The sequence below is a fragment of the Acinetobacter sp. NIOH-H-8 genome (genome assembly GCF_046635365.1).
In the GTDB taxonomy this organism is placed as follows: Bacteria; Pseudomonadota; Gammaproteobacteria; order Pseudomonadales; family Moraxellaceae; genus Acinetobacter.
Map to the genome: position 1 here is coordinate 58,761 of NZ_JBHDVN010000006.1, position 24,587 is coordinate 83,347.

At 44.6% G+C, this 24,587-nt stretch carries 22 protein-coding genes; 14 read left to right on the forward strand and 8 right to left on the reverse strand.

What is annotated here, in order from left to right; genetic code table 11:
- Positions 1-5: 5 nt before the first annotated feature.
- From ACEWB7_RS04565 to recJ, 7 genes are all read left to right on the forward strand, one after another.
- The gene (locus ACEWB7_RS04565) at positions 6-584 is read left to right on the forward strand and encodes a TMEM165/GDT1 family protein (protein ID WP_034703622.1); all 579 of its coding nucleotides are present in this window, start codon (positions 6-8) and stop codon (positions 582-584) included.
- Between the two features lie 181 nt (positions 585-765).
- On the forward strand, positions 766-1,563 hold the full coding sequence (locus tag ACEWB7_RS04570) for an MBL fold metallo-hydrolase (protein ID WP_005232678.1): 798 nt from the start codon (positions 766-768) through the stop codon (positions 1,561-1,563).
- A 99-nt stretch (positions 1,564-1,662) separates the two neighbouring features.
- Positions 1,663-2,028 carry a YkgJ family cysteine cluster protein gene (locus ACEWB7_RS04575; RefSeq protein WP_166137458.1) on the forward strand — a complete coding sequence of 122 codons (366 nt, stop codon included), beginning with the start codon at positions 1,663-1,665 and terminating at the stop codon, positions 2,026-2,028.
- 261 nt (positions 2,029-2,289) lie between these two features.
- Positions 2,290-3,756 carry an IMP dehydrogenase gene (gene guaB / locus ACEWB7_RS04580; protein ID WP_034170242.1) on the forward strand — a complete coding sequence of 489 codons (1,467 nt, stop codon included), beginning with the start codon at positions 2,290-2,292 and terminating at the stop codon, positions 3,754-3,756.
- Positions 3,757-3,878: 122 nt separating this feature from the next.
- Complete coding sequence (gene glmM / locus ACEWB7_RS04585; protein WP_180011093.1) at positions 3,879-5,210, forward strand: phosphoglucosamine mutase; 1,332 nt, start codon at positions 3,879-3,881, stop codon at positions 5,208-5,210.
- A 15-nt stretch (positions 5,211-5,225) separates the two neighbouring features.
- Positions 5,226-5,882, forward strand: coding sequence for a pyridoxamine 5'-phosphate oxidase (gene pdxH, locus ACEWB7_RS04590; protein WP_411580459.1), 657 nt, complete (start codon positions 5,226-5,228; stop codon positions 5,880-5,882).
- 2 nt (positions 5,883-5,884) lie between these two features.
- The gene (gene recJ / locus ACEWB7_RS04595; RefSeq protein WP_411580460.1) at positions 5,885-7,588 is read left to right on the forward strand and encodes a single-stranded-DNA-specific exonuclease RecJ; all 1,704 of its coding nucleotides are present in this window, start codon (positions 5,885-5,887) and stop codon (positions 7,586-7,588) included.
- 57 nt (positions 7,589-7,645) lie between these two features.
- Here recJ and ACEWB7_RS04600 read toward each other — a convergent pair whose 3' ends face one another.
- Complete coding sequence (locus tag ACEWB7_RS04600) at positions 7,646-8,398, reverse strand: putative porin (RefSeq protein WP_411580461.1); 753 nt, start codon at positions 8,396-8,398, stop codon at positions 7,646-7,648.
- A gap of 171 nt (positions 8,399-8,569) precedes the next feature.
- Positions 8,570-9,355: a putative porin gene (locus ACEWB7_RS04605; RefSeq protein WP_034703585.1), complete on the reverse strand. Its 786-nt coding sequence runs from the start codon at positions 9,353-9,355 to the stop codon at positions 8,570-8,572.
- A 504-nt stretch (positions 9,356-9,859) separates the two neighbouring features.
- Here ACEWB7_RS04605 and prfB point away from each other — a divergent pair.
- The 5 genes from prfB to ACEWB7_RS04630 all read left to right on the forward strand — a co-directional run bounded on the left by prfB (position 9,860) and on the right by ACEWB7_RS04630 (position 14,854).
- Positions 9,860-10,955, forward strand: a protein-coding gene (prfB, locus tag ACEWB7_RS04610; RefSeq protein ID WP_411580462.1) for a peptide chain release factor 2 whose coding sequence is annotated in 2 segments (ribosomal slippage) — positions 9,860-9,931 and positions 9,933-10,955 — 1,095 coding nt in all. Because the reading frame shifts where the segments join, the coding sequence is not laid out codon by codon here.
- A 146-nt stretch (positions 10,956-11,101) separates the two neighbouring features.
- Positions 11,102-11,401 (forward strand): ArsR/SmtB family transcription factor, encoded by a 300-nt coding sequence (locus tag ACEWB7_RS04615; protein WP_034170237.1) that lies wholly within the window; start codon positions 11,102-11,104, stop codon positions 11,399-11,401.
- A 15-nt stretch (positions 11,402-11,416) separates the two neighbouring features.
- Positions 11,417-12,502 (forward strand): alkene reductase, encoded by a 1,086-nt coding sequence (locus ACEWB7_RS04620; protein ID WP_034706177.1) that lies wholly within the window; start codon positions 11,417-11,419, stop codon positions 12,500-12,502.
- A gap of 81 nt (positions 12,503-12,583) precedes the next feature.
- Positions 12,584-13,864, forward strand: a complete 1,281-nt coding sequence (locus ACEWB7_RS04625; RefSeq protein ID WP_411580471.1) for a 3-deoxy-D-manno-octulosonic acid transferase — start codon at positions 12,584-12,586, stop codon at positions 13,862-13,864.
- Positions 13,865-14,140: 276 nt separating this feature from the next.
- Positions 14,141-14,854: a 16S rRNA (uracil(1498)-N(3))-methyltransferase gene (locus ACEWB7_RS04630; RefSeq protein ID WP_411580463.1), complete on the forward strand. Its 714-nt coding sequence runs from the start codon at positions 14,141-14,143 to the stop codon at positions 14,852-14,854.
- On the opposite strand, the gene ACEWB7_RS04635 is transcribed toward ACEWB7_RS04630, so the two are convergent.
- Complete coding sequence (locus tag ACEWB7_RS04635; protein ID WP_159123798.1) at positions 14,828-15,808, reverse strand: mechanosensitive ion channel family protein; 981 nt, start codon at positions 15,806-15,808, stop codon at positions 14,828-14,830. The two genes, ACEWB7_RS04630 and ACEWB7_RS04635, sit on opposite strands and share 27 nt — an antisense overlap.
- A 107-nt stretch (positions 15,809-15,915) precedes the next feature.
- The gene (locus tag ACEWB7_RS04640; protein WP_411580464.1) at positions 15,916-16,491 is read right to left on the reverse strand and encodes a DUF805 domain-containing protein; all 576 of its coding nucleotides are present in this window, start codon (positions 16,489-16,491) and stop codon (positions 15,916-15,918) included.
- Positions 16,492-16,752: 261 nt separating this feature from the next.
- Here ACEWB7_RS04640 and acs point away from each other — a divergent pair, with 261 nt between their 5' ends.
- Together acs and ACEWB7_RS04650 are read left to right on the forward strand one after the other, a co-directional pair.
- A complete protein-coding gene (acs, locus tag ACEWB7_RS04645) occupies positions 16,753-18,699 on the forward strand; it encodes an acetate--CoA ligase (RefSeq protein ID WP_159123800.1) in 1,947 nt (648 codons plus the stop codon).
- 130 nt (positions 18,700-18,829) lie between these two features.
- Positions 18,830-20,011, forward strand: coding sequence for an acyl-CoA dehydrogenase family protein (locus ACEWB7_RS04650; protein ID WP_411580465.1), 1,182 nt, complete (start codon positions 18,830-18,832; stop codon positions 20,009-20,011).
- Between the two features lie 270 nt (positions 20,012-20,281).
- Here ACEWB7_RS04650 and ACEWB7_RS04655 read toward each other — a convergent pair whose 3' ends face one another.
- The 4 genes from ACEWB7_RS04655 to msuE form a co-directional block, all read right to left on the reverse strand.
- Complete coding sequence (locus tag ACEWB7_RS04655) at positions 20,282-21,691, reverse strand: cryptochrome/photolyase family protein (RefSeq protein WP_411580466.1); 1,410 nt, start codon at positions 21,689-21,691, stop codon at positions 20,282-20,284.
- A 126-nt stretch (positions 21,692-21,817) separates the two neighbouring features.
- Positions 21,818-22,432 (reverse strand): riboflavin synthase subunit alpha, encoded by a 615-nt coding sequence (locus ACEWB7_RS04660; RefSeq protein ID WP_411580467.1) that lies wholly within the window; start codon positions 22,430-22,432, stop codon positions 21,818-21,820.
- 152 nt (positions 22,433-22,584) lie between these two features.
- Positions 22,585-23,700 carry a dimethylsulfone monooxygenase SfnG gene (gene sfnG, locus ACEWB7_RS04665; protein ID WP_411580468.1) on the reverse strand — a complete coding sequence of 372 codons (1,116 nt, stop codon included), beginning with the start codon at positions 23,698-23,700 and terminating at the stop codon, positions 22,585-22,587.
- A 28-nt stretch (positions 23,701-23,728) separates the two neighbouring features.
- A complete protein-coding gene (msuE, locus tag ACEWB7_RS04670; protein WP_411580469.1) occupies positions 23,729-24,463 on the reverse strand; it encodes an FMN reductase in 735 nt (244 codons plus the stop codon).
- Positions 24,464-24,587: the final 124 nt, after the last annotated feature.

Consider the following 24,587-nt stretch of genomic DNA (forward strand, 5'->3'; position numbering starts at 1 on the left):
ACATCATGCTTTCTGCTTTTCTGATCTCATTAACTGTTGTTGCCTTATCTGAAATGGGCGATAAAACGCAACTGCTTGCTTTATTACTTGCCGCACGTTTTCGTAAACCTGTTCCAATTCTCTTCGCAATCTTTTTGGCGACAGTCGTCAACCATGGCGTTTCCGCAGTCTTAGGTCAATGGATTACCACAGTGCTTAGCCCAACAGTCTTGCTGTGGATTGTATCGCTTGGTTTTATTGCGATGGCGGTGTGGATGTTAATTCCCGATGAATTGGATGATGAATCAGAAAGTATCAATAAATGGCAAAAATATGGGGTATTCGGTGCCACATTTGTGTTGTTTTTCTTGGCAGAAATCGGCGATAAAACTCAAATTGCAACAGTCGCTTTAGCCGCGCGCTTTGACAGTATTGGTTGGGTCACTTTGGGTACTACGATCGGTATTATGTTGGTAAATGCACCAGCGGTATTTATTGGTAATAAATTGGCAGAAAAATTACCAATTTCGCTCATTCATAAAATTGGTGCTTTGGTTTTCTTAATAATTGGTCTGGCAGCATTGGCACAACACTATTTATTTTGAGTGTTAAAGGTATCGTAAATCCTGAGCTAATTGCTCGGGATTTTTTGCCTAAAAATGTGACTTAATTAACTGATATTATAGATAATATTGATCTGATTTTTATTGTAAGTTTCTCTAAATAAATATATGTTATTCACCTATAGAATATACATTTTTTACATAAAAATTTTGGGGAATGGGCATGGCTTTTGAACGTACTACATCACAAGTACTTTATGATGATGGAACGCATAAATGCATCAGTTTTACCAGCTTGGTAAAAGGTGAAGGTGTACAGGCAAACCAATTCCTGATTATTGATAATGAGCGTGCTGCAGTACTTGATCCGGGTGGTGATTTGACCTATGTACCGTTGACCATGGAACTGAACCGCTATACCCGGTTAAGCAATCTGGATTATGTGATGGCATCGCATCAGGATCCGGATATTATTACGTCCATGCCGCGCTGGCTGGTCTATACCGAAGCCAAAGTCGTAGCTTCCAAGCTCTGGGCGCGTTTCTTGCCGCATCTGAATTCAGCCTTTATGAGTGACCGTATGAAAGGTAACTGGCTGGATCGTCTGGTTGAATTGCCGGATCATGGTCAGATCATTCCACTCGGTCAATCCAGCATTATTGCTATTCCAGCGCACTTTTTACATTCAGTCGGTAATTTCCAGTTTTATGACCCGATTGCCAAGATCTTGTTTTCTGGTGATATGGGGGCGTCAATGGTCGAGGATGCTTCAAAGCCACTGGAAAATTTTGCAGCGCACATTCCGAAAATGAAAGGATTTCACCAGCGCTATATGTGCAATAACAAGGTGATTCGTTTATGGGTACAGATGGTACGTACCATGGATGTAGACATGATTGTGCCACAACATGGAACACCATTTGTGGGTAAAGAACAGATTAACCAGTTTCTGGACTGGATTGAAACACTGGAATGTGGCACTGATTTAATGGATGAAACTGTTTTTACTTGTCCTGAATAGTTCAAGAAAATTTTAAATTTTTTCTTGAGTAGAAAAACAACATTTTTTATATTTTCCGCCGGCAAAAAAACTGTTTTTGATGACGAGAATTTATAAGAAATGTTGTCTCAAGTTCCTACACAAGATGCATGTTTAAGTTGTGGCGCATGTTGCGCCTATTTCAGGGTTTCATTTTATTGGGCAGAGGGGATTCCCATGCCTGAGCACTATACTGAGCCTGTCACCTCGGTCTATTCATGCATGGCGGGAACCAATCAGAAAAATCCGCGCTGTGTTGCGCTAGAAGGCAAGATTGGCGAGCAGGTGAGTTGCGGCATGTACGAGCTACGTAGCTCATCCTGTAAAGAAGTGCAGATCGCTGATGCCCAGTGCAATAAAGCACGGATGGCACACAATATGATTCCATTCATCCAGATTGAGCCGGATGAAGCCGAAAATGATGATAATTTCGAACGGGTGAGCTAAATTCAAACTCAAGATTTAAAAAGCAGGGTATGGACTCTGCTTTTTTATGGGAGAAAAAATTAGTAAGGGATTTTGTAAACCGAATAAATATGATGACTGCTCTGGCATATTTAAATTGTTGATTGAATAGTCAAATTTATAGGTTTAGATATTCGGATTAAATCTAAGTCCAGATTTAGACAAAATAAATTTTGCAATTGCAATGAAATTTAGAGCTAAATTTGTTTATAATAGCGCACGGAAATTACCAGTGAGACTGTTATGTTGACCATCGTTCAAGACGCGTTAACCTTCGATGATGTCCTATTACTCCCTGCCTACTCTACTGTTCTCCCAAAAGATGTCTCTCTAAAGACACGCCTGACTCGCGGCATTAACCTGAATATCCCACTTGTTTCAGCAGCTATGGATACTGTGACTGAGTCACGTATGGCAATTGCGATGGCACAAAATGGCGGTATCGGTATTCTGCACAAGAACATGGATATTGCTGCCCAGGCCGCAGAAGTACGCCGTGTGAAAAAATTTGAAGCCGGTATGGTGAAAGATCCGATCACAGTTACCCCAGAAACTACAGTACGTGAACTGATCGCTGTAACTCAAGCGAATAACATCAGTGGCGTACCCGTGGTTAAAGACGGTAAAGTGGTTGGTATCGTGACAGGTCGTGATACACGTTTTGAAACCAATCTGGAACAGCCGGTTAGCAATATCATGACTGGCCAAGACCGTCTGGTGACTGTGCGTGAAGGCGAATCGAAAGAAAACATTCAGGCCTTATTGCAAAAAAACCGTATTGAAAAAGTGATCGTTGTTGGCGAAAACAATGAATTAAAAGGCTTGATCACGGTAACTGATTTCCGTAAAGCGGAACTTTATCCAAATAGCTGTAAAGATGATCTAGGTCGTCTACGTGTAGGTGCAGCAGTCGGTACTGGTGCTGAAACACCAAGCCGTGTAGAAGCACTGGTTGATGCTGGTGTAGATGTGATCGTTGTGGACACTGCACATGGTCACTCTGCGGGTGTGATCGAGCGTGTACGCTGGGTCAAACAGAACTACCCACAAGTTCAAGTGATTGGCGGTAATATCGCCACTGGTGATGCTGCGCTTGCATTGCTTGATGCGGGTGCGGACGCAGTAAAAGTAGGGATTGGTCCTGGCTCAATCTGTACAACTCGTATTGTGGCTGGTATTGGTATGCCACAAATCTCTGCAATTGATTCTGTTGCACGTGCATTGAAAGAACAGATTCCATTGATTGCTGATGGTGGTATCCGTTTCTCTGGAGATATGGCAAAAGCGATTGGCGCTGGTGCAAGTACCATCATGGTGGGTTCACTGATGGCCGGTACTGAAGAAGCACCGGGCGAAGTTGAATTCTTCCAGGGCCGTTACTACAAGGCTTACCGTGGTATGGGTTCTTTGGGTGCGATGGCCGGTGCGACTGGTTCTGCTGACCGTTACTTCCAGGATTCTAAAGCCGGTGCTGAAAAACTGGTTCCTGAAGGTATTGAAGGTCGCGTACCGTACAAAGGCCCAATGGGCAATATCGTGCATCAGATGATGGGCGGTCTGCGTTCTTCTATGGGCTATACTGGTTCTGCAACCATTGATGATCTTCGTCAAAATGCCAAGTTTGTGAAAATCACATCTGCCGGTATGTCCGAGTCTCACGTGCATGATGTAACCATCACCAAAGAAGCGCCAAACTACCGTATGGGTTAACTTTCGCTGATTGTTTACTCTAAAAAAGCCGTCATCCTCATGACGGCTTTTTTGTTTTGGTGTACAGTGTTGCACAATGAAAAAGGATGATGTAAATCACCCGCTAAGAAGTGAGACAAAGCATGAGTTATTTTGGTACCGATGGTATTCGTGGAAAATTTGGTGAGTTACCGATTACACCTGAATTTGCCCTGAAATTAGGTTTTGCGGCAGGAAAAGTATTAAAACGAAATAGCAAAAAAAGCAAACCATTGGTGGTACTGGGGAAAGATACCCGTTTATCGGGTTATATTCTGGAATCTGCGCTACAGGCAGGACTCAATGCGGCAGGTGTTTATGTGCATCTGCTTGGACCTTTGCCAACACCTGCCATTGCCCATTTGACCCGTGCTTTGCATGCTAGTCTCGGTATTGTCATTTCTGCATCACACAATCCGTATTTCGATAACGGCATTAAATTTTTCTCGAGTGAAGGCAAAAAACTGCCTGATGCTTTGCAGGATGAGATCAACCAGGAACTGGAAAAAGAACTAGTAATTGAAGATAACGCGAACTTGGGTAAAAGTTTCCGCGTGAAAGATGCCAATGGCCGTTATATCGAATTCTGTAAATCAACTTTCCCATACCATTTAGATCTGAATGATTTAACCATTGTCGTTGACTGTGCCAATGGTGCAGCTTACAGCGTTGGTCCTGCGGTTTTCCGTGAGTTGGGTGCTAAGGTTATTTCCATCTATGATGAACCGACTGGTCTGAATATCAATGAGAATTGTGGTTCAACTCATCCGGAAAATCTGCAAAAAGCAGTGGTTGAGCATGGTGCTGATTTAGGCATAGCCTTCGATGGTGATGCTGACCGCGTGATTATGGTCGATAAAAACGGTGAGCAAATTACCGGTGATCATATTCTGTATATTCTTGCGACTCAGGCAAAAAATAAGCCAGCTGGGATTGTTGGTACCTTGATGAGCAATATGGCGCTGGAACTGGCCCTCGAGAAAGCTGGGGTAGAGCTGCTACGTGCCAAAGTCGGTGACCGTTATGTACTGCAAGGTCTGGAAGAAAAAGGCTGGTCGATTGGTGGCGAGCCATCAGGTCATATCCTGACTTTAGACAAGAGCACCACAGGCGATGCGATTATTGCTGCACTACAAGTCTTAACCGTGATGGTCGAGCAGAAGAAAGCGCTACATGAGTTAGTGGCTGACTTTAAATTATTGCCGAATGTCTTGGTGAATGTACGTCTGAATACCATGTTTGACCCGTACTCAGTGCCTGCTTTGACTGCAGAGTTTAGCAAAGCTGAAGAGCAGCTCAAAGGCCGTGGCCGTTTACTGATCCGTAAGTCAGGGACTGAACCGGTGATCCGTGTCATGGTGGAAGGCGAGGATCTTGCAGAGGTAACCACACTGGCAAATTCATTGGCTGATGCGGTACGTGCCAACGCCGCTTAAATGGGGGAAGAGTGAATGAGCGATCTGATTAAGGATCTAAGTGAACTGCGTCTGAACTACCAAAAAGGCGAGCTACATGAAGATCAGGTCAATCCCAATCCGCATATGCAGTTTTTGCAGTGGTTTAACCATGCCCTTGCTGCACAGCTGCATGAACCTTATGCCATGTCATTGGCAACTGCAAATGCACAAGGTCGTCCGCATGTGCGTACAGTGTTGCTGCGTGGTGCCACTGAAGCGGGTTATGATTTCTATACCAATTATGACAGTCAAAAAGGTCTGGATCTGGCCGAAAACCCGTATGCAGAATTGCTGTTTTACTGGCAGGAACAGGAACGTCAGATCCGGATTAGCGGTAAGGTAGTTAAAATTTCGGAAGAAGAATCGACTGATTATTATCATAAACGTCCACGTGAAAGTCAGATCGCTGCACATATCAGTACCCCGCAAAGCGGTGTGGTTGTGAGTCGTGAAGAACTACAGCAACGTTTCTGGGATTTGCATCAACAGGTCGCTAATCAGGAAGAACTGGATAAACCGGGATTCTGGGGCGGCTATCGTTTGCAGCCAGATTATTATGAATTCTGGCAGGGTCGTCCCAACCGTTTACATGACCGCCTGAGTTATGAAAAAATCGATGGGGCGTGGAAACTACAACGATTGATGCCATAACAATGCCTAAACTTGAAATCAAGCAAAGACCTTTACTGACACGCCCTGAATCTTTTCAGGGCGTGCCTTCATTTGTAGCTAACATTCTGGCACGCCGTGGCCTGGAATCTGAACAGGAGCTGGAGCTGAAACTCAAGCATCTGCTGGCTCCGACCATGAAAGGCTTAACGGAAGCGGTCCAGCTGATTGATCAGGCTATAGATGCCGGCCAGAAAATCGTAATTGTCGGTGACTATGATGCTGATGGGGCGACCAGTACCACACTGATGGTACTTGCTCTGCGTGATATGGGTGCTCATGTCGACTATCTGGTTCCTGACCGGTTTAAGTATGGTTATGGCCTGACACCTGCGATTGCGGATCTGGCTTTTGCTAATTTTACGCCGGATCTTTTAATCACAGTGGATAACGGGATTTCCAGTCATGAAGGCGTGAAACAGGCGCAAGATCATGGTATGCAGGTGATTATTACCGATCACCACTTAACTACCAAGCCTACACCTGCAGCAGAGGCTGTGGTCAATCCCAATCAGCTGGGTTGTGATTTTCCAAGTAAGGCTTTGGCAGGTGTAGGGGTAGCTTTTTATGTTCTGGCAAATCTATCGACTCATCGTAAAAAGTTGGGTAAATCTTCAACGGTTATTACCAATTATCTGGATCTGGTCGCTTTAGGTACTTATGCAGATGTCGCAAGTCTGGACTATAACAACCGTATTCTGGTGGATGCCGGCTTAAAACGGATTCAACATCATCTTTGCCGACCTGGCATCAGTGCCTTGCTAGAGATTGCTGGTCGTGATGCAGCTACGCTCAAAGCGCAGGATCTGGGTTTTGTGCTTGGCCCACGCATTAATGCAGCGGGTCGTATGGAAACCATGGATATCGGGATCGAGTGTTTGCTTGCTCCGGATCTGGCAACCGCTTATCCACTCGCAGAACAGCTGAATAAACTCAATGTCGAACGTCGTCAGGTAGAAGGCAAAATCAAGCAAGAAGCTTTGACTGAACTGGAAAAAATCCAGCTGGATGAGAATACTTTGCCAGCCGCGCTGATCATGTTTGAACAGCACTGGCATCAGGGTGTGATCGGGATTGTGGCGGGGCGTTTAAAAGAACAGTTCCATCGTCCAAGTATTGTGTTCGCAGCAGATGAAGATGGGATTCATATCAAAGGTTCAGCACGTTCCATTGAAGGGATTCATATCCGGGATAGTATTGAACGGATAGCAGAGCAGTATCCGCATCTGGTCAGCCATTTTGGTGGGCACGCGGCCGCAGCGGGACTAACTATTAAAAAACAGCATTTTGCTGAATTTAAACAGGTCTTTGAACAGCTGATTGCAGAGATGGATGAAAGCCTATTTATCGCTACGCTGTGGACTGATGGGGAACTACCGGCATCAGCTTTCCAAATTGAAACGGTCGATTTACTGCAAAACTTAAGTCCATGGGGACAAAAGTTTCCTCAACCGATTTTTGAAGGCATCTTTAAGATTCTGGATTACAGCTGGCTCAAGGATGTACATCTGAAATTACGTGTTGCCTTAGAGAATGGACAGGTTGTGGATGCGATTGCCTTTAGTGCCATCGATAAATACAAGTTTGATCCGATGAAGCAGCATGTTCGTCTGGTTTATGAACTGGATAAAAATGTCTTTAATGGCAATGTCAGCCTGCAAATGCGAATTGCTCATCTGGAACAATAAATTATTCAAACAAAAAACCGCCCAATTGAGCGGTTTTTTAACTTTTAATCTTGCAGATTAGAAGCGGTATGCACCACGTACGCCAAAGATATTGCCTTCGTCAGCAAAATCAATTGAACCTTCTAGGCTAACTTGCTGATTGAAGAATTTCTTCGCGCGAATAGTGAAGACATCACTATTATCAATATCGGAATCAGAATAGCCCAGACCAACACTGAACGTTTTGTCTAAATATAAATCTGCACCAAGGCTATAAGCATCCAAATCACCGAAGCTTGCACCACCTTCAAAGTTCATGTCGTATTGACCGACTTGAGTGACATATTTGGCACGTAAGGTTGGATCAACATCATCGCCTGCGTCATTGTCATAACCAGCTAAGCCAACAGCCACTAATAGACCAGGAACCGGTAAATAACCTAATTCTGCTGAGTATATAGTTGTGTCATCATCACCAATTGGTGTATCAGTAGATGATTGACCAATATTACCACTTACATAAAAATCTGAATTTGGAACAAAATATTCAACACCTACATTAAATGTAGTCACATCAAATAAATCGTAATCAATATAAGAAACCGCTGCATTGATATTGCTTGCACGATTTAAAAATGCTGCTTCATTAAGAGGCGAGTTCTTAACTTGAACTGGATTGAAGTAGTAAGTTCCATCAATTGCGAAACCATTAGAAGTATCCCCATTGTCTGGATCAACCAGAGCAATCGTACCGCCCACTTCAGCTTGATAAGCGTGAGCAGTTCCTAGGCTAGCAATAAGTGCTGTAGCAAGAGTAAGTTTCTTAAGCATTTAGAGTTCTCTCTTTGTTATAAAATATGGCTGTTTTATTAACAGTTGTAACAAATTGTACAGATAATAATCGCCCCGTCAATGTGCAAAAACTACCTAAATGCTTGTTTAAAGTGCAATAAAAAACCCATCCGAAGATGGGTTTTTTATAATGAAATTTCTTAGTTTGGATTAGAAGCGGTATTTCGCAGCTAGACCAAATTTGTTGTAGTCTTGGTTACCAATTTCACCAAAACCTACACGGCCTTCTAAGCTCACTTGTTCATTAAAGAATTTACGTGCACTTACACCAAATTCATTTGAGTCATATGGGCCATTATCTTTGCTTTGATAATCAGCACCAACACTTAAAGTTTTGTCGATGAAGTAGTCAGCTTTTAAGTTGTACTCATCCAGGTCGCCAAAGGCAGCGCCAGCTTCAAGGTTAATGTCTTTACCATTACTTAAAGTAGTCACATATTTAGCACGTAAAGTTGGATCTACACCGTCATCATAGTCATTGTCATAACCTTTCACACCTGCTGCAATTAACAGACCTGGTGCAGGTAAATAACCGACTTCAGCACTATAAACGGTTTCGTCAAAATCAGGTGCATAGTCGTATTTAGAATCATCACGACCTACGCTACCACTCAAATAAAAATCTGAGTTTGGTACGAAGTATTCAGCACCTACACCATAACGGTGACGTTCTGAAGAGTCGTAATCATCATATTGATATTGAGCTTTCACATTACTTGCACGATCAAGGAAAGCTGCTTCGGCTAATGGTGCATTACGTGTTTCAACTGGATTAAAGTAGTATGTGCCATCAACACCAAAAGAGCCGCTTGAGCTACCATTATCCGGGTCTGTTAGGCCTGCAGATGCACCCACTTCTACTTGATAAGCATGAGCTGCTGTACCTGTAAGAGCTACGGCTGAAAGTAATGCTGAAGCGATTGCTAGTTTTTTCATGCGGATACTCCCCTCTGAAAAATATGGCTAAAATTAATACACTTTTTGTTACAACTTTAAGTCTAGACCAATTCCAATAATCGTCAATCAAAGGAAAGTTACTACATTGTGAGTAAGGTAATATTATGTAATTTTCATTTAATAACTAATTGAATTAAAAAACTAAAAATGAAATGTTTTGTTTTATTAAAAGTGTGTAGATATTGTGGAATGTATTGAAAATGCTATTTTTTATCTTATTTTGTAGGGGTTTTAGGGTTTTAAAATGAATAAAAAATTGAGTATAAAAATACAGCGAAATATATTTAAGAATAGAATGAGAAAGTATTAAAAATAATATTTAGCTATTTTATCGGGCTGACAAATTTTGTAATTAAAAAATGTGCTAGTGACATTTTCTTGCTTAGCTTTAAAGATGGATTTATCGCTATAAATTGGTGAAATAGACTGTGATATAATATTGACCTAAGAATTTATACCTAATTTTGATTGAGAGTAATTCACGTGGAAATTAATCCGTATCTAAACCAATTAAAAGACTTAAACGAACGTGGTCAAACACTACGGGGGTATCTTTGACTACGATCTGAAAAAAGAGCGTTTAGAAGAAGTCCTGCGTGAATTAGAAGATCCAGCAATCTGGAATGACCAGAACCGTGCTCAGGCCATGGCCAAAGAAAAAGGCGAGCTTGAAAATGTACTCAATGTACTGGACGGCTTAACCACCCAGCTTGAAGATGCCCAAGCAATGCTTGACCTTGCGGTTGAAGCAGATGAAGAGGCCATGCTGGAAGATGTGCAGGCTGAGCTGAATGCAGCTGAAGAAGAACTGGCGAAGCTTGAATTCCGTCGTATGTTCAGCAACCCGATGGATCCAAACCCTTGCTATGTGGAAATTCAGGCAGGTTCTGGCGGTACTGAAGCACAGGACTGGGCGTCTATGCTGCTACGTATGTACATGCGCTGGATCGAACGTCATGGTTTTAAAGCTGAATTAATGGAAGAATCTGACGGGGATGTCGCCGGGATTAAATCCGCGACGATTCGTGTCGAAGGTGAGTATGCCTATGGCTGGTTACGTACCGAATCTGGGGTACACCGTTTAGTACGTAAATCACCATTTGACTCAGGCAACCGTCGTCATACGTCATTCTCTGCCGTGTTTGTCTCACCTGAAGTGGATGACAATATCGAAATTGAAATCAATCCTTCAGATGTCCGTACCGATACCTACCGTGCGTCAGGCGCGGGTGGTCAGCACATTAACAAAACTGACTCTGCAGTGCGTTTAACCCATATTCCAACCGGTATTGTGGTGGCATGTCAGAACCAGCGTTCACAACATGCCAACCGTGACCATGCCTGGAAGCAGTTGCGTGCCAAGCTGTATGAGCTGGAAATGAACAAGCGTAATGAAGCTGCACAGGCATTGGAAGATTCCAAGTCTGATATCGGTTGGGGTAGCCAGATCCGTTCTTATGTCCTTGATGATTCACGTATCAAGGATTTGCGTACAGGGGTAGAAACCTCCAATACTGGCGCAGTTCTGGACGGTGATCTGGACAAATTTATCGAAGCAAGCCTGAAACAGGGCCTGTAAGAAATCGTTTAAAAGCTGGCGTAACAAAGCTTTAACAGACTGTGACTCTTATATCTAAATTATTCGATATATAAATCGAAAAAATACGATATAATGGTTGCAGATGCTGAATGAAGTTTCGTTGCGCCACTGATTGTGATGTGCCTATGGACCTTGATCTAATTTTTAAAGCCTTAGCCAATCCGACCCGTCGACAAATTCTGGAGTGGTTAAAATCTCCGGAGCAATATCTGTCTGCGGAAGAGTGTGGTGGCTTTCAACGTGGGGTCTGTGCAGGTCAAATTGAATGTTTGGGCCAGGTCTCACAGTCCACCATGTCCAATCACCTGTCGGTGTTACAGCAGGCTGGCCTGATCACTGCGACCAAGCATGGACAGTGGTCATATTTCTCCCGCAATGAAACTTTAATTCAGCAATTTATCGAACACCTACAACAACACCTTTAACAGGTGGGAGTAACGATGGCTGAATTAAATTCTCCTTTAACACTTGGTGCGTTAAAGCTTAAAAACCGTGTCATCATGGCGCCGCTGACCCGTAGCCGCGCAACTGCTGATCGCGTTCCAACCCCCATGATGGTTGAGTACTATGCACAACGTGCAAGTGCTGGTCTGATCATTTCTGAAGCGACAGTGATTTCCGAAGAAGCCAACGGCTATTTAAATACTCCAGGACTATTTACCGATGCTCAGGTCGAAGGCTGGAAAAAGGTCACTCAAGCGGTTCATGAGAAGGGCGGTCTGATTGTTGCCCAGCTTTGGCATGTTGGCCGTGTATCGCATCCGGATCTGTTAAATGGTGAAACACCAGTCTCTGCAAGTGCAGTACAACAGGCGGGTCATGTCAGCTTGTTACGCCCGAAGCGTCCATACGTTACGCCACGTCCCTTGGAAGTTTCTGAAATTCACGCGATTACCGAGCAATACAAGCAAGCTGCGATTCGTGCTAAAGAAGCCGGTTTTGACGGTGTTGAATTACATGCTGCCAATGGTTATCTGATTGATCAGTTCCTGCAAAGCAAAACCAATCAGCGTGAGGATGAATATGGCGGTTCAGTCGAAAACCGTACACGTTTCCTGCTAGAGGCAACTGATGCACTGATTGAAGTATGGGGTGCGGATCGAGTAGGGGTACATTTTGCGCCGCGTGGTGATGACCATGACATGGGTGATAATGATCCACGTGAAACATTTGGTTATGCCATGGAGCAACTGGGCAAGCGCAAGATTGCCTTCTTCTTTACCCGTGAATATCTGGCTGAAGACAGTATTTCCGAATATATGAAAGAGCGTTCTGGTGGAGTGCCTTATATTGCCAATATGCAACTGAGTCGTGAAGATGCGATTGAGCTGTTGGCAGCTGAAAAGGCAGATGCAGTCGCATTTGGTAAAGCCTACATTGCGAATCCTGATCTATACGAACGTCTGCTTCAAAATGCACCGCTCAATGAGCTGAAAATGGAAAATATGATCGGCAGTCAGGTGGCTGAAGGTTATATTGATTATCCAACTTTGGCAGAAGTTAAGGTATTAAGTACCATAGAATAATTCGAAATAAGAGCCACATCGATTAACATGTCGATGTGGCTCTGTTATATTTTGCCGATTGAATCTGTTTTGGGGCGCAATGTGGCTACTCCATTCTGGTATAACGCAGCCTTGGCGCTAGCGAAACCGCTTTATCAATCCCGTATACGTAAACGTGCGAACAGTCCGGAACAATTAGAACAAGAACTGCTGGAACGTTTTGGTCCTTTCCAGTCCCCTAAAAATCTACAGGCGATCTGGTTTCATGTGGTATCCGTAGGGGAAACCAATGCCGCTCAACCTTTAATTGAACATTACTTAAAACTTGGGCATCCGGTTCTAGTGACCAATACCACCAAGACCGGGCAGGCACGTGCCAAATCTCTCTTCTTGAAAGAACCTTATTTAGACTTATTCCAGGCTGTATATTTGCCAGCTGACCAGAAAACCCTGATTCGTGATTTTTATCAAAAATATCAGCCTAAATTGCTGTTATTGATGGAGACTGAGCTCTGGCCAAATCTGATTGATCAGGCACCTGCTTTTAATGTGCCATGTCTGTTACTGAATGCCCGTCTTTCTGAAAAATCAGCCAAAGGCTATGGCAAAGTCAAAGGCCTAACCCGTGGCATGCTTAAGAATTTAACCGGCCTTTTGGCTCAGGATACAGCAACCCAGCAGCGTTATATTGATCTAGGTATAGCTTCAGAAAAAACTCAGGTCTTGGGCAATATTAAGTTTGATATCACGGCACCGCAGCAATTTATTGATCATGCTGCTCAATTAAAACAGGAATGGTCTCTACAAAGTCGGAAAATTATCACTCTCGCCAGTACGCATGCGCCTGAAGAGCAGCAATTGATGGCTGAGCTTAAAGCTGCGTTAGATGCAACTCCAGCATTGGTTTGTATCGTGGTGCCACGCCATCCGGAACGTTTTGATGAGGTGTTCCAAGCTGCACAGTCCTTAGGTTTAAGAACCCAACGTCGTAGTCTGGGGCAACGTATCGAAGAAGATACTCAGGTTTATCTGGCGGATTCCATGGGCGAGATGTGGCTGTGGTATGCCTTGAGCCAAGCCTGTTATGTTGGCGGCTCTTTGAATGAACCAGGTGGTGGGCATAATATTCTGGAGCCGGTTGCGCTGAATGTCCCGACGATTCTGGGTAAAAACTATTTTAACTTTCAGACGATTGTGGATGAGTTTGTCCAGGCGCATGCCGTAGAAGTGGTGCAGGATGCTAAGCAGGCTGCTGAGACTTTGCTAGAAATTCTGAATAATTCAGCTAAAGCTGAAAGCTTGAATACTGCTGCACAAAAGATTATGCAGCAAAATCAGGGTTCACTTGAAAGGCATATTCAGGTGATTGATCAATATCTTTGATTATATTCTGATTTGTGAAGAAGCTGATTTTCATGGATTGATTGTATAAGGTTAAAACTAAGCCTTATCTTTATAGATTTAATGCTAGCGCTCTTCTTTCTTTTACTTTTGTTTCGGCAAAAGTAACAAAACCATTTGTCATCCACAAAAATCGTCATATACCATCTTTTTGCAAAGATATCGCAGAACCTATATCAGGCAAAAAGAGTCCTGCCTCGGACAGTTGTGGATGACGTTTCCGCGTATCCCGTGATGGATTTGTTGAGTTAATTTTTTATGAATATCGTCCTGCTTGATCCCCGCCAAACTGAATCTGAACTGTGGTCAATTACGTCAAAGCGGCAGCTGGAACATTTGCAACAGCACCTGGAGGTTCAGGTTGGCGATACGTTGAAAGTCGGGATTCGGGAAGGGAAACGGTATCTAACTGAAGTTGTCGAAATTTCTGAAAAAGCAGTTGTATTGAAACCGATTCAAGAAGAATCAGTCCCTGCAAAGCTGCCTGTTACCTTGATTGTGGCCTTGCCACGTCCTAAAGTTTTGCGCCGTCTGATCATGGATGCTGTCACCATGGGCGTAGAGAAAATCATTTTATTGCATACCTATCGGGTGGATAAAAGCTATTGGCAGACCCCATTTTTGCAGCAGCTGAATCATTATATCGATCTCGGGCTAGAACAGGCAGGAGATACGCTTGCTCCGAAAATTGAGCTGTATAAACGCTTTAAACCTTTTGTTGAAGATATTTTGCCGGGACTCATTACAGCAGACTGTCCAGCTTTTGTTGCACATCCTTATGCCGAACAGCCGATGCCATATGCACTTCAGCATCCTTGCACGATTGTCATTGGCCCGGAAGGTGGCTTTATTCCTTATGAGGTCGATTTGCTCATAAAAAACGGCTGCCAGGCAGTGAGCCTTGGCAACCGTATTCTCCGTACTGAAACGGCAATTTCGTATGTTTTAGGTCGACTGTTTAGCGCGAGCTGAAGCATCTTCATGGCCATCGCCACGATAGACTTTCACTTCCTGCACCGGATATGGAATCGAAATATTATGTTCAGCAAAGGCTTGTATCACCCGTTCCTGAACGGCACTGATTGAGGTGCCTATGCCTGTTTCAGTGGTATTGACCCACCATAAGGCTTTGAGAGTAATCGAGAAGTCTGCCAGTGCAATCACATTGACGCTAAATGCAGGTTGACTCAGGATGGTCGGATCTTTATCCAGAATTGCAGTAATAATATCCTTGGCTTTCTGGATATCATCTTCATAACCGATCCCGACCGAAAATTCACAGCGGCGACGGGTATAAGCAGTATTCACTGTGACTGCACTGGTATAGACCGTAGCATTTGGAATTACGATACGACGACCATCTGGCGAGCGTAAAAAGGTTGCACGAATCTGGATATCTTCTACGGTACCTTCCAGACCATTCACGATAATGTCATCGCCAATCTTGAAGGGTTCGCCCAGCAAAATCAGTACGCCTGAGAGCAGGTTCTGGAAAATATCCTTAAATGCGAAACCGATCGCCACCGAACCAATCCCAAGCGCACTCATCAGCTGACCTGGGGTGAAACCTGGAATTGCAATCACCAGCCCGATTAAAACACCGAAGAAAACAATCACGGTACTACCGACACGGTTCAGCACCAGTACCAGATTCTGTCGGGTATAAGTACGGTTTTCTAAAGTCTTACGGACAAAAAACTTAAACAGTTTTGACAGTAACCAGAAAATGACAATGACTGTCAGTGCGATGCAGAAATAAGGCACACGCTCCCAGAAACCCTCCATGATCTTGTCAATGGTGCTATAGGCATCATTGTACTTGGAGGTATGTTCGATCACGGTTTGGGCAGTTTTTTCAGTCGCCTGATGCAGGAGCTCAGTCGTCCCTTCAGTTACCTGGCTTAAAGTATTCTCTTGCTCAGCCACAAAAACTCCACAATTTAAATTTCGCTTATTTTGCCTCAACTACAGCAAAAAATTAACAACAGCGAAATTTATACACAATATATTTATGCAAAACAGACACAACTGTCTTAAAAGAACTCAGTCGTTTTTTGTTTCACTTCACTTGGGATTCTTGAAGGTTCACCTTCACTCATATAAGAGAATAACGCAGTCGTCGCCAACAGGCTGAGTACGGTAAAAATGATTACCAGCCAGGCCACAATTTTTTCCCAGACGGGGCTTGTACGTATCGGACCATACTGATTGCTACCTCTTGTTCCTGGAAAAAGTACGATATAAATCCAGACAAACAGATTGATCAAAGGCACGAAGAATAGCAGCATCCACCAGCCACTGCGGTCCAGATCATGTAAGCGTCGTACCGTAATCACAATACCGAAATATAGATAGACCAGCATGATCGCTAAGGCAAACAGGCTGGACAGGCCGTGCAGGGAGATTTGCCAGTTTGAATCTACTGATAGGCTGGCAATGTTCACAATATCAATACTTAAACCTAGCGCAATACTGCTGCATAAGAAAATAAACTGTAAAAATGCAGACCAGGCAATAAAACTCAAACGTCCAAATCGGCCCCTGATCGATAAGGGATGATCTGCTGCAGGAAAAGGAGGAGGGAAATAGGAAGGTTCAGTTGAATTCATGGGCAAGATCCTAAGCTTGTATAAAATACAGCGAGAGTGGGCGACTCATTTTATTTGACGATAGCAATATCTAGCTGACTTTGGCCATAGCTGAGCATTATCCGAAGTTATTCTGATTGAATTTGAATAAATAATCTACGACGAAAGCATGATTGTCGGATTTGAAATATGCAGTACATACTGCCATTATGCATAAAAAACAATCAACAAAATGCCATCAAGCTCTCGTGATGAGATAGAACAAGATCAAGGAAGCGAACAATGAAAGAAATCTATCCAGTACCAGCAGAATTTAAGAAAACCGCACGTACCACTGATACAGAGTATTTTGAGCGTTATCAGCAATCCATTGAACAACCGGATCAGTTCTGGGCTGAACAGGCACAGCGCCTGGACTGGATCAAACCTTTTACCCAGGTTAAAAATACCAGTTTTGATAAAGACAATTTTAAAATTGAATGGTTTGCAGATGGCCAGCTCAATGTCAGTGCCAACTGTCTGGATCGCCATCTTAAGGAACATCCTTATAAACCGGCGATTATCTGGGAAGGGGATCATCCATCCCGTCACAAGATTATTTCTTTTCATGAGCTTTATGATGAAACCTGCCGTTTTGCCAATGTACTGAAAAAGAACGGGATTAAAAAAGGCGATCGGGTGGTGCTGTATATGCCAATGGTCTCGGAAGCCGCAATTGCCATGCTGGCCTGTGCCCGGATTGGTGCAGTGCATTGTGTGGTGTTTGGTGGTTTCTCACCTGATTCTCTGGCCAGCCGGATTGAAGACAGTCAGGCCAAAATGGTGATTACCGCAGATTCGGGCATGCGTGGGGGCAAAGCCATTCCACTGAAAGCCAATGTGGATGAAGCCCTGAAAGTCGCCGGTACCGAATCGGTTGAACATGTCATCGTTGTACATCGCACTGGCAATCCGGTGGAAATGCAACAGGGGCGTGATCTCTGGTATCACATGGAAATTATGACCGTCAATGAGATCTGTCCGCCTGAGCCGATGAATGCGGAAGATCCGCTGTTTATCCTGTATACCTCGGGTTCAACCGGAAAACCTAAGGGCGTACTGCATACCACAGGCGGCTATCTGACTTATGTGAACTGTACTTTCCGAGAAGTTTTTGACATCAAACAGGATGATGTGTTCTGGTGTACTGCCGATGTCGGCTGGATTACCGGGCATTCCTATGTACTGTATGGTCCGCTCTCTAATGGTACGACTACGGTCATGTTCGAGGGAGTGCCGCAATATCCGAGCTGGGCACGTACCGGACATATCGTCGACAAGCACAATGTGACCATTCTCTATACTGCACCGACAGCCATTCGTGCCATGATGCGTGAGGGGGATGCCTATGTACGGGAAAGTGATCGTAGCAGCCTGAGAATTTTAGGTTCGGTCGGTGAGCCGATTAACCCGGAAGCCTGGAACTGGTATTACTCGGTAGTCGGTGAAAGCCGCTGTCCGGTGATTGATACCTGGTGGCAAACCGAAACTGGTGGCTTCATGATTACGCCTTTACCAGGTGCGACCGACCTGAAACCGGGTTCTGCAACCCGGCCATTCTTTGGTGTGCAACCCGCCATTGTCGATGCAGAAGGCAAGGAAATTGAAGGGGTGGCAGAAGGGAATCTAGTAATTAAGGATTCCTGGCCCGGTCAGATGCGCACCATCTGGGGTGACCCAGACCGCTTTATTGACGCCTATTTCTCGACCTATCCGGGTACCTATTTTACTGGTGACGGCGCACGTCGTGATGAAGATGGCTATTACTGGATTACCGGTCGTGTCGATGACGTACTCAATGTTTCAGGCCATCGTCTGGGTACGGCAGAAATTGAAAGTGCATTGGTTGCACATGAGGCAGTTGCCGAAGCTGCCGTAGTGGGTATGCCGCATGACATCAAAGGTCAGGGGATTTGTGCCTTTGTCACCTTGCAGGCAGGGACTGAAAGTACTGAACAGTTGCGCGGTGAACTGGTAGCTTGGGTACGTAAAATTTTAGGGCCAGTGGCAACGCCAGATGCCTTGCACTGGGCACCCGCTTTACCTAAAACCCGTTCAGGAAAAATTATGCGCCGGATTTTAAGAAAGATTGCTGCCAATGAACTGGACAGTCTGGGCGATACCTCGACTCTGGCTGAGCCACAAGTCGTGGATCAGTTAATTGCTGAAGTGCAGCGTAATCAGGCATAAGTTTAGGACGTTCAAATACCGGCATTATTTGCCGGTATTTTTGTCTCAGGAATAAGCTCTGCATGCTTTCGAATATAGTGCCAAGCTGCAATCTGCTAAGCTAAAACTATGCTGAACTTAGGTCAAAAGAATGAATGTACGACAACAATATCTAGATCAATCTCCCCTGCAAATTGCCCAGCAACTGACAGAAACTTTTGCCCAAACAGCCGCAGCTCGTGACAAGCAGGGCGGTAATCCTAAAGCCGAGCGTGATCTGATTCGTCAGAGCGGTTTACTGGGCCTGTCTATTCCAAAACAGTACGGCGGTCAGGAAGCAGACTGGCAGACAATTTTTAAAACCATTCAAATCATTGCCCGAGTCGATAGTTCATTAGCACATGTTTATGGGTTTCATCATTTGCTGATTGCAACGGTTCAATTATTTTCCCAACCGGAACAATATGGCCCATGGTTTGAACAGACCGCTCGGGAAAACCTGTTCTGGGGCAATACCCTAAATCCACTGGACCGTCGTACTACCGCAATAAAAGTTGCTGAAAAAGAATATATTTTTGATGGGCATAAAAGCTTCTGTTCTGGCTCCATTGATTCCGATATTTTACTGTGCTCAGGCTATAACGACGCTGGAAAATTACTGATCGGGGTAATTCCAACAGCACGTAAGGGCGTAAGTTTTCTTGGTGACTGGAATAATATGGGTCAACGCCAGACCGATAGCGGCACCAGCCATTTTGAACAGGTTAAAATTCATGAAGATGAATTGCTGTTAAATCCGGGTCCACTGAGTACGCCGTATTCAAGCTTACGTCCTTTAATTGCCCAGCTGATCTTTGTACACATGTTCCTCGGTGTAGCAGAAGGTGCGTTTGAAGTGGCCAAACAAACCGTACAGACTCAAAAAGCCTGGTCTAAATCACTGGTAGAAGAGGCTGTGAATGACCCTTTTACCCAGAAGCATTTTGCCGATTTTTATGTGCAGCTGGAAAGCGTGCGTTTGCTGGCTGATAAAGCGATTCAAACCTTACAAGCTGCTTGGGATCTGGGCAATGATCTCACTGCCGAGCAGCGTGGTGAAGTTTCAGTGGCGATTGCTACAGCCAAAATCGCGGCCACCAATACATCTCTCTATATCACCCAGAATATTTTTCAGGTGATGGGCGCGCGTGCGACCACAGCCAAACTGAATCTGGACCGTTTCTGGCGTAATGTTCGCACCCAGACCTTGCATGATCCGGTAGATTATAAATATCAGGAAGTTGGGGAATGGATACTGACCGGGAAAGTGCCTGATCCAAGTTTTTATTCTTAAGTCTTGGTTTGAAAGAGCAAGGAACACTGCCTCACTTGCCTTGATTAATCAAATAAGCATTGTGCAGGCGGTGCTCTGCTTTTGACGGGCCATAAGGACTTTCAAAATATATGTTGAGAGTCCGCAAGGCAAAAGCTCTTTGTTTCCCATACATACGTCCTGAGCCAGTTTAAGCACTGCTTTAAACTATGGCGCAAGGATGGGAAACGGTGGGATCCATGCCACCTTTATTAGCTCAAGATTCTGTTTAATATTTAATTCGAATGTAAATTACAGATTTTTGAATGCTTCAATTGCCCGTATACGCGACTGCTTTAAATTGACAATTGGCTTAGGATAATCCAGCTGTAAATCTGGATTTCTGGCATAAGGTTCATGAATGGATTTGGCATCCAGATGCGCCAGTTCAGGCACCCACTCGCGGATATAGTTTCCATTGGGATCAAACTTCAGGGACTGGCTGACCGGATTAAAAATCCGGAAGTAGGGCACAGCATCCATGCCGGTCGATGCACACCATTGCCAGCCACCATTATTCGCAGCCAGATCGCCATCAATCAGGTGTTGCATAAACCAGCTTTCACCCAGTCGCCAGTCGATCAGCAAGTTCTTACACAGGAACATTGCAGTAATCATCCTGACCCGGTTATGCATCCAGCCTGTCGCCAGCATTTGCCGCATGCCAGCATCGACAATTGGAATTCCGGTCTGGCCTTGCTGCCAGGCAGCTAGGTCTTCGGGGGCATTACGCCACTGAATCTTATTGGTATTTTGCTTAAATGGTTGGTGTTTGGAGACACGTGGAAAATCAAACAGGGTCTGTAGATAGAATTCCCGCCACAAGAGTTCATCCAACCAGGTTTGCTGACCCACATCCTCAATCTGGAAATAGCCATCTTGAAAAAGAGCTTGCATACATTGGCGAATGGAGAGAATACCAATATTCAGATAAGGGGAGATACGGCTGGTGCCATCAACTGCTGGCAGATCACGGTCGGTTTTATAATGAGCCATTTTGTCCTCGATAAAATCATCGAGCAGATCCAAGGCAGCTTGATCCTCCGCAGACCAAAGTTGGGTAGCATGCTCTACTACATAATCCGCCGAGAATTTTTCCAGATCAACATTGGTGAACTCAATAGGTAATTGGATTGGATCTTGAGCTTCAATCTCAGGATAGCAGGCGGGTACATCCAGAATTAGCCGCTCATAGCACTTTTTCTTAAAGGCACTATAGACCTGATACGGCTGATTGGACTGGTTCCGGATACTGCCGAGGGGAAACAGGGTGCGATCATGATAGAGCTCGGCCCTGATCTGCTGCTGTTCCAGCAATTGCTGCACCTGAGCATCACGTTTCAGCTCGTTGACGCCAACTTCGATATTGGCATGCAGGTTTTCAATCTTCAGGGTTTGACATAGATTCAATATTTCTGACGCCAAATTTTCCCATAAAGGAATATTCAATATAATCAGCGGGATATTCAGTTGCTGTAGCTGCTGTTTTAAATATTTGAGCCGGCGCAGATAAAAATCAGTTTTGATCCGGGCATCCTGATGCAGTTGCCATTGTTCGGGAGAGAGGACTGCTAGCGCAATGCAAGGTCCTTGCTGAGTAGCATGCCAGAGTGCGGCATGGTCATGTATACGGAGGTCTTGGCGGAACCAGATCAACTGCATGGGAATAACGTTCTGAATCGGAATCAGATTATTTTATTCATTCCACCTGAAAATTCTGTATAGAAACGTAGATATGGGCAGAATGATCAGTTAAAAAACCGCCTATGGTATAAGCGGCTCTTTCATTTAACGCTGGTGAATATTTTCTAAGGTATCCACCAAGGTACGCGTGGTCTGGTCAATTTCATAATTGACTTCATCACCTACTTTGGCATTTTTCCAGGTGGTCAGACGCAAAGTTTCGGGAATCAGATCAATCGAAATTTCACTATTGGCGCGATCGACGCGATTGATGGTCAGGCTGCAGCCGTTCAGACCAATAAACCCTTTCAGGAAAAAGTATTTGATATTGCCATCCGGGATCTGAATATCGATATGGTAGGTTTCACCCCGATGTTCCAGATTTTTAATGATTGCTGTGCCTTCGATGTGCCCATACAGATTATGCCCGCCATTTTCTGCACCGACTTTGGCAGAGCGTTCGACATTCACTTCATCACCTACTTGAAGAGATTTTAAGGTGGTGAGGGCAAGGGTTACATCGGAGATATCGAAGTGAATCTGGTTTAGCTTCTGATCAAGAGTCGTTACGGTGAGGCAGACGCCGTTGATCGCAACACTGGCGCCAATAAAGACATCCTGAAAAAACTGATTTTCGTTGCTCACGATAATGGTAATGAAGCCATTGCCCTGGCGAATATCCACGACTTTTTCCAAGCCTTGTACGATACCGGTATACATAATTTAAATTTCTATCTCATCGAGTTTGGCTTCATTCTAGTCAAGAATGAAGCAGGCGGCTATCTCTATGCTGAGAACACTGTGTTGCACAAAAAAAATCCCTCAAGCCGAGCCTTGAGGGAATGAATCGTTATGCTGAGCATTATTATAGTTTAAACGAGCTCAGCTTCTTGTTCTTCTTGTTGCTGTTCAGCTTGCTGCGTTTCGAGTTCACGCACGAGTGGCAAGACTTTTTCACCGAAGTATTCTACTTCTTCAATAAAGTGCAGGAAGCCTGAAAGAACCAGATCAACACCAACTTTTTTCAGTTCGATGATACGTTCCGCAATCTGCTCTGGCGTCCCGATCAGGTTGGTACGGAAGCCATCGTTATATTGCACCAGATCTTCAAATGTGGATTTGGCCCAGTTACCTTCACCTTCTTTACTCGCTGCGCCCGCTTCACGCGTTGCCTCACCGAAAGATTTCACCGCCTGAACATTGGCCTTGGCCACGATTTCTCGCAGTACTGCTTGCGCTTCCTCTTCGGTGTCACGAGCAATCACAAATGCATTTACGCCAATTTTCACAGAGTGATTGTTCGCTTTGGCTTTTTCACGAATATCATCGATCTGTTTTTTCAGCTCTTCCGGCGTATTGCCATTGGTGAAGTACCAGTCAGACACGCGAGATGCCATATCGCGTGCTGCCCGGGAACTTCCCCCCTGGAAGATTTCAATATACGGTTTTTGTAGCGGTTTTGGACTCAAGGTATAGTCTTGGAACTGGTAGTATTTACCATCAAAACTAAAATTGTTTTGGGTCCAGACCCCTTTCAGGCTGCGAATAAATTCTTCTGAACGTGCATAACGTTCGTCATGTTCCGGCCATTCTTCACCAATTGCATCAAACTCGCCACGGAACCAGCCACTTACGACATTAATCGCAATCCGGCCATTGGTGAGATGGTCAATGGTGGCCAGCTGCTTCGCTGCCAGCGCAGGCTTCCATGGGCCCGGCAAGATCGCGGCAATCACTTTTAAACGTTCAGTTTTCGCCAGGATGCCATGACTGAAACTCACTGATTCATGCTGGTTTTCAGCGTTATAGCCCGCAGTAAAACGGATCTGGGTCAGGGCATAATCAAAACCTGCTTTCTCAGCAGTTTGCGCCAGACGGACATTATAGTCATAGCTCCAGTCAGTACGCTGTTCAATGTCGCTGACCACCAGACCGCCACTGACATTTGGAACCCAGTAAGCAAATACAATATTTTTATCTTGAGACATTATTCTTACCCTCTGAATGAAGCGGCTATTAAGCCACTTGAGTCTTTGGCACTTTCTTGCTGTGCAAACGGGATTCTGCGGCATCCAGACTTGGTACTGCAGCTGAAGGTAAAATTTCTTCCTGTTCGATTTGCTTGTTGATGCCTAGGTTCTGGTTGGCTTGCTGAGATTTTTCTTTAATAACCTCAGCACGCTGCCCCTTTGCTGGCGCCCATTCAAAGATTGGTAGGGCACGAGCCACTGCCAGGGTAATACGGGCACGGAGTAATTCGCTGTGAATGGTGTATTCAGGCGTAAAGTCACGATCTGTGGCATACACCCCGATTGGCAGAGTTTGTGCCTGGAAGAAGCTGAACAATGGGCGTAATTGGTGTTCAAGAACCAGCGCATGACGGTCACTACCACCAGAAGCTGCTAAAAGAACCGGTACATCTACCAGCGCCGTTTGTTCTACGAAGTCAAAGAAATGCTTGAACAGGCCCGTAAATGAAGCGCGGTAAACAGGCGTACCGACAATCAGGGCATCTGCTGCTTCAACAGCTGCCAAATCATCCTGCACGCGTTGCGGTAGCTGGTTACGGTAAATTGCACCACCTAAAAGCTGGCCAATTTCACTGAACTTGATGAAATGTACATTGATTGGCGTCGCTTCACCCAGTTCATCCAGAATGGCTTGAACCAGTGCTTCGGTTTTAGATGGGTGATTCAGGCCGCCAGAAACAGCCACGATGTTTAAAGGTTTTTGCTCGGAAAAATGGGACATGTGAAGTACCTAAAAATAGTTAAGCTCGGAATGGCCCTATTAATCCCGATTGCCGCAGTAGGTGTAAAATAACGAAATGCTGAAAAGTTATCTGATTTTTCTATATAAGCGGAAAATTTGCTTC

What these genes read in the sequence shown, in the direction of transcription:
- ACEWB7_RS04655 (WP_411580466.1), bottom strand. Translation starts at nt 21,691, where the DNA reads ATGCAGTTGATCTGGTTCCGCCAAGACCTCCGTATACATGACCATGCC.
- ACEWB7_RS04640 (WP_411580464.1), bottom strand. Translation starts at nt 16,491, where the DNA reads ATGAATTCAACTGAACCTTCCTATTTCCCTCCTCCTTTTCCTGCAGCA.
- ACEWB7_RS04620 (WP_034706177.1), top strand. Translation starts at nt 11,417, where the DNA reads ATGGCTGAATTAAATTCTCCTTTAACACTTGGTGCGTTAAAGCTTAAA.
- ACEWB7_RS04660 (WP_411580467.1), bottom strand. Translation starts at nt 22,432, where the DNA reads ATGTATACCGGTATCGTACAAGGCTTGGAAAAAGTCGTGGATATTCGC.
- ACEWB7_RS04575 (WP_166137458.1), top strand. Translation starts at nt 1,663, where the DNA reads ATGTTGTCTCAAGTTCCTACACAAGATGCATGTTTAAGTTGTGGCGCA.
- glmM (WP_180011093.1), top strand. Translation starts at nt 3,879, where the DNA reads ATGAGTTATTTTGGTACCGATGGTATTCGTGGAAAATTTGGTGAGTTA.
- ACEWB7_RS04570 (WP_005232678.1), top strand. Translation starts at nt 766, where the DNA reads ATGGCTTTTGAACGTACTACATCACAAGTACTTTATGATGATGGAACG.
- ACEWB7_RS04630 (WP_411580463.1), top strand. Translation starts at nt 14,141, where the DNA reads ATGAATATCGTCCTGCTTGATCCCCGCCAAACTGAATCTGAACTGTGG.
- recJ (WP_411580460.1), top strand. Translation starts at nt 5,885, where the DNA reads ATGCCTAAACTTGAAATCAAGCAAAGACCTTTACTGACACGCCCTGAA.
- guaB (WP_034170242.1), top strand. Translation starts at nt 2,290, where the DNA reads ATGTTGACCATCGTTCAAGACGCGTTAACCTTCGATGATGTCCTATTA.
- acs (WP_159123800.1), top strand. Translation starts at nt 16,753, where the DNA reads ATGAAAGAAATCTATCCAGTACCAGCAGAATTTAAGAAAACCGCACGT.
- ACEWB7_RS04605 (WP_034703585.1), bottom strand. Translation starts at nt 9,355, where the DNA reads ATGAAAAAACTAGCAATCGCTTCAGCATTACTTTCAGCCGTAGCTCTT.
- ACEWB7_RS04600 (WP_411580461.1), bottom strand. Translation starts at nt 8,398, where the DNA reads ATGCTTAAGAAACTTACTCTTGCTACAGCACTTATTGCTAGCCTAGGA.
- pdxH (WP_411580459.1), top strand. Translation starts at nt 5,226, where the DNA reads ATGAGCGATCTGATTAAGGATCTAAGTGAACTGCGTCTGAACTACCAA.
- ACEWB7_RS04650 (WP_411580465.1), top strand. Translation starts at nt 18,830, where the DNA reads ATGAATGTACGACAACAATATCTAGATCAATCTCCCCTGCAAATTGCC.
- ACEWB7_RS04615 (WP_034170237.1), top strand. Translation starts at nt 11,102, where the DNA reads ATGGACCTTGATCTAATTTTTAAAGCCTTAGCCAATCCGACCCGTCGA.
- msuE (WP_411580469.1), bottom strand. Translation starts at nt 24,463, where the DNA reads ATGTCCCATTTTTCCGAGCAAAAACCTTTAAACATCGTGGCTGTTTCT.
- ACEWB7_RS04565 (WP_034703622.1), top strand. Translation starts at nt 6, where the DNA reads ATGCTTTCTGCTTTTCTGATCTCATTAACTGTTGTTGCCTTATCTGAA.
- sfnG (WP_411580468.1), bottom strand. Translation starts at nt 23,700, where the DNA reads ATGTCTCAAGATAAAAATATTGTATTTGCTTACTGGGTTCCAAATGTC.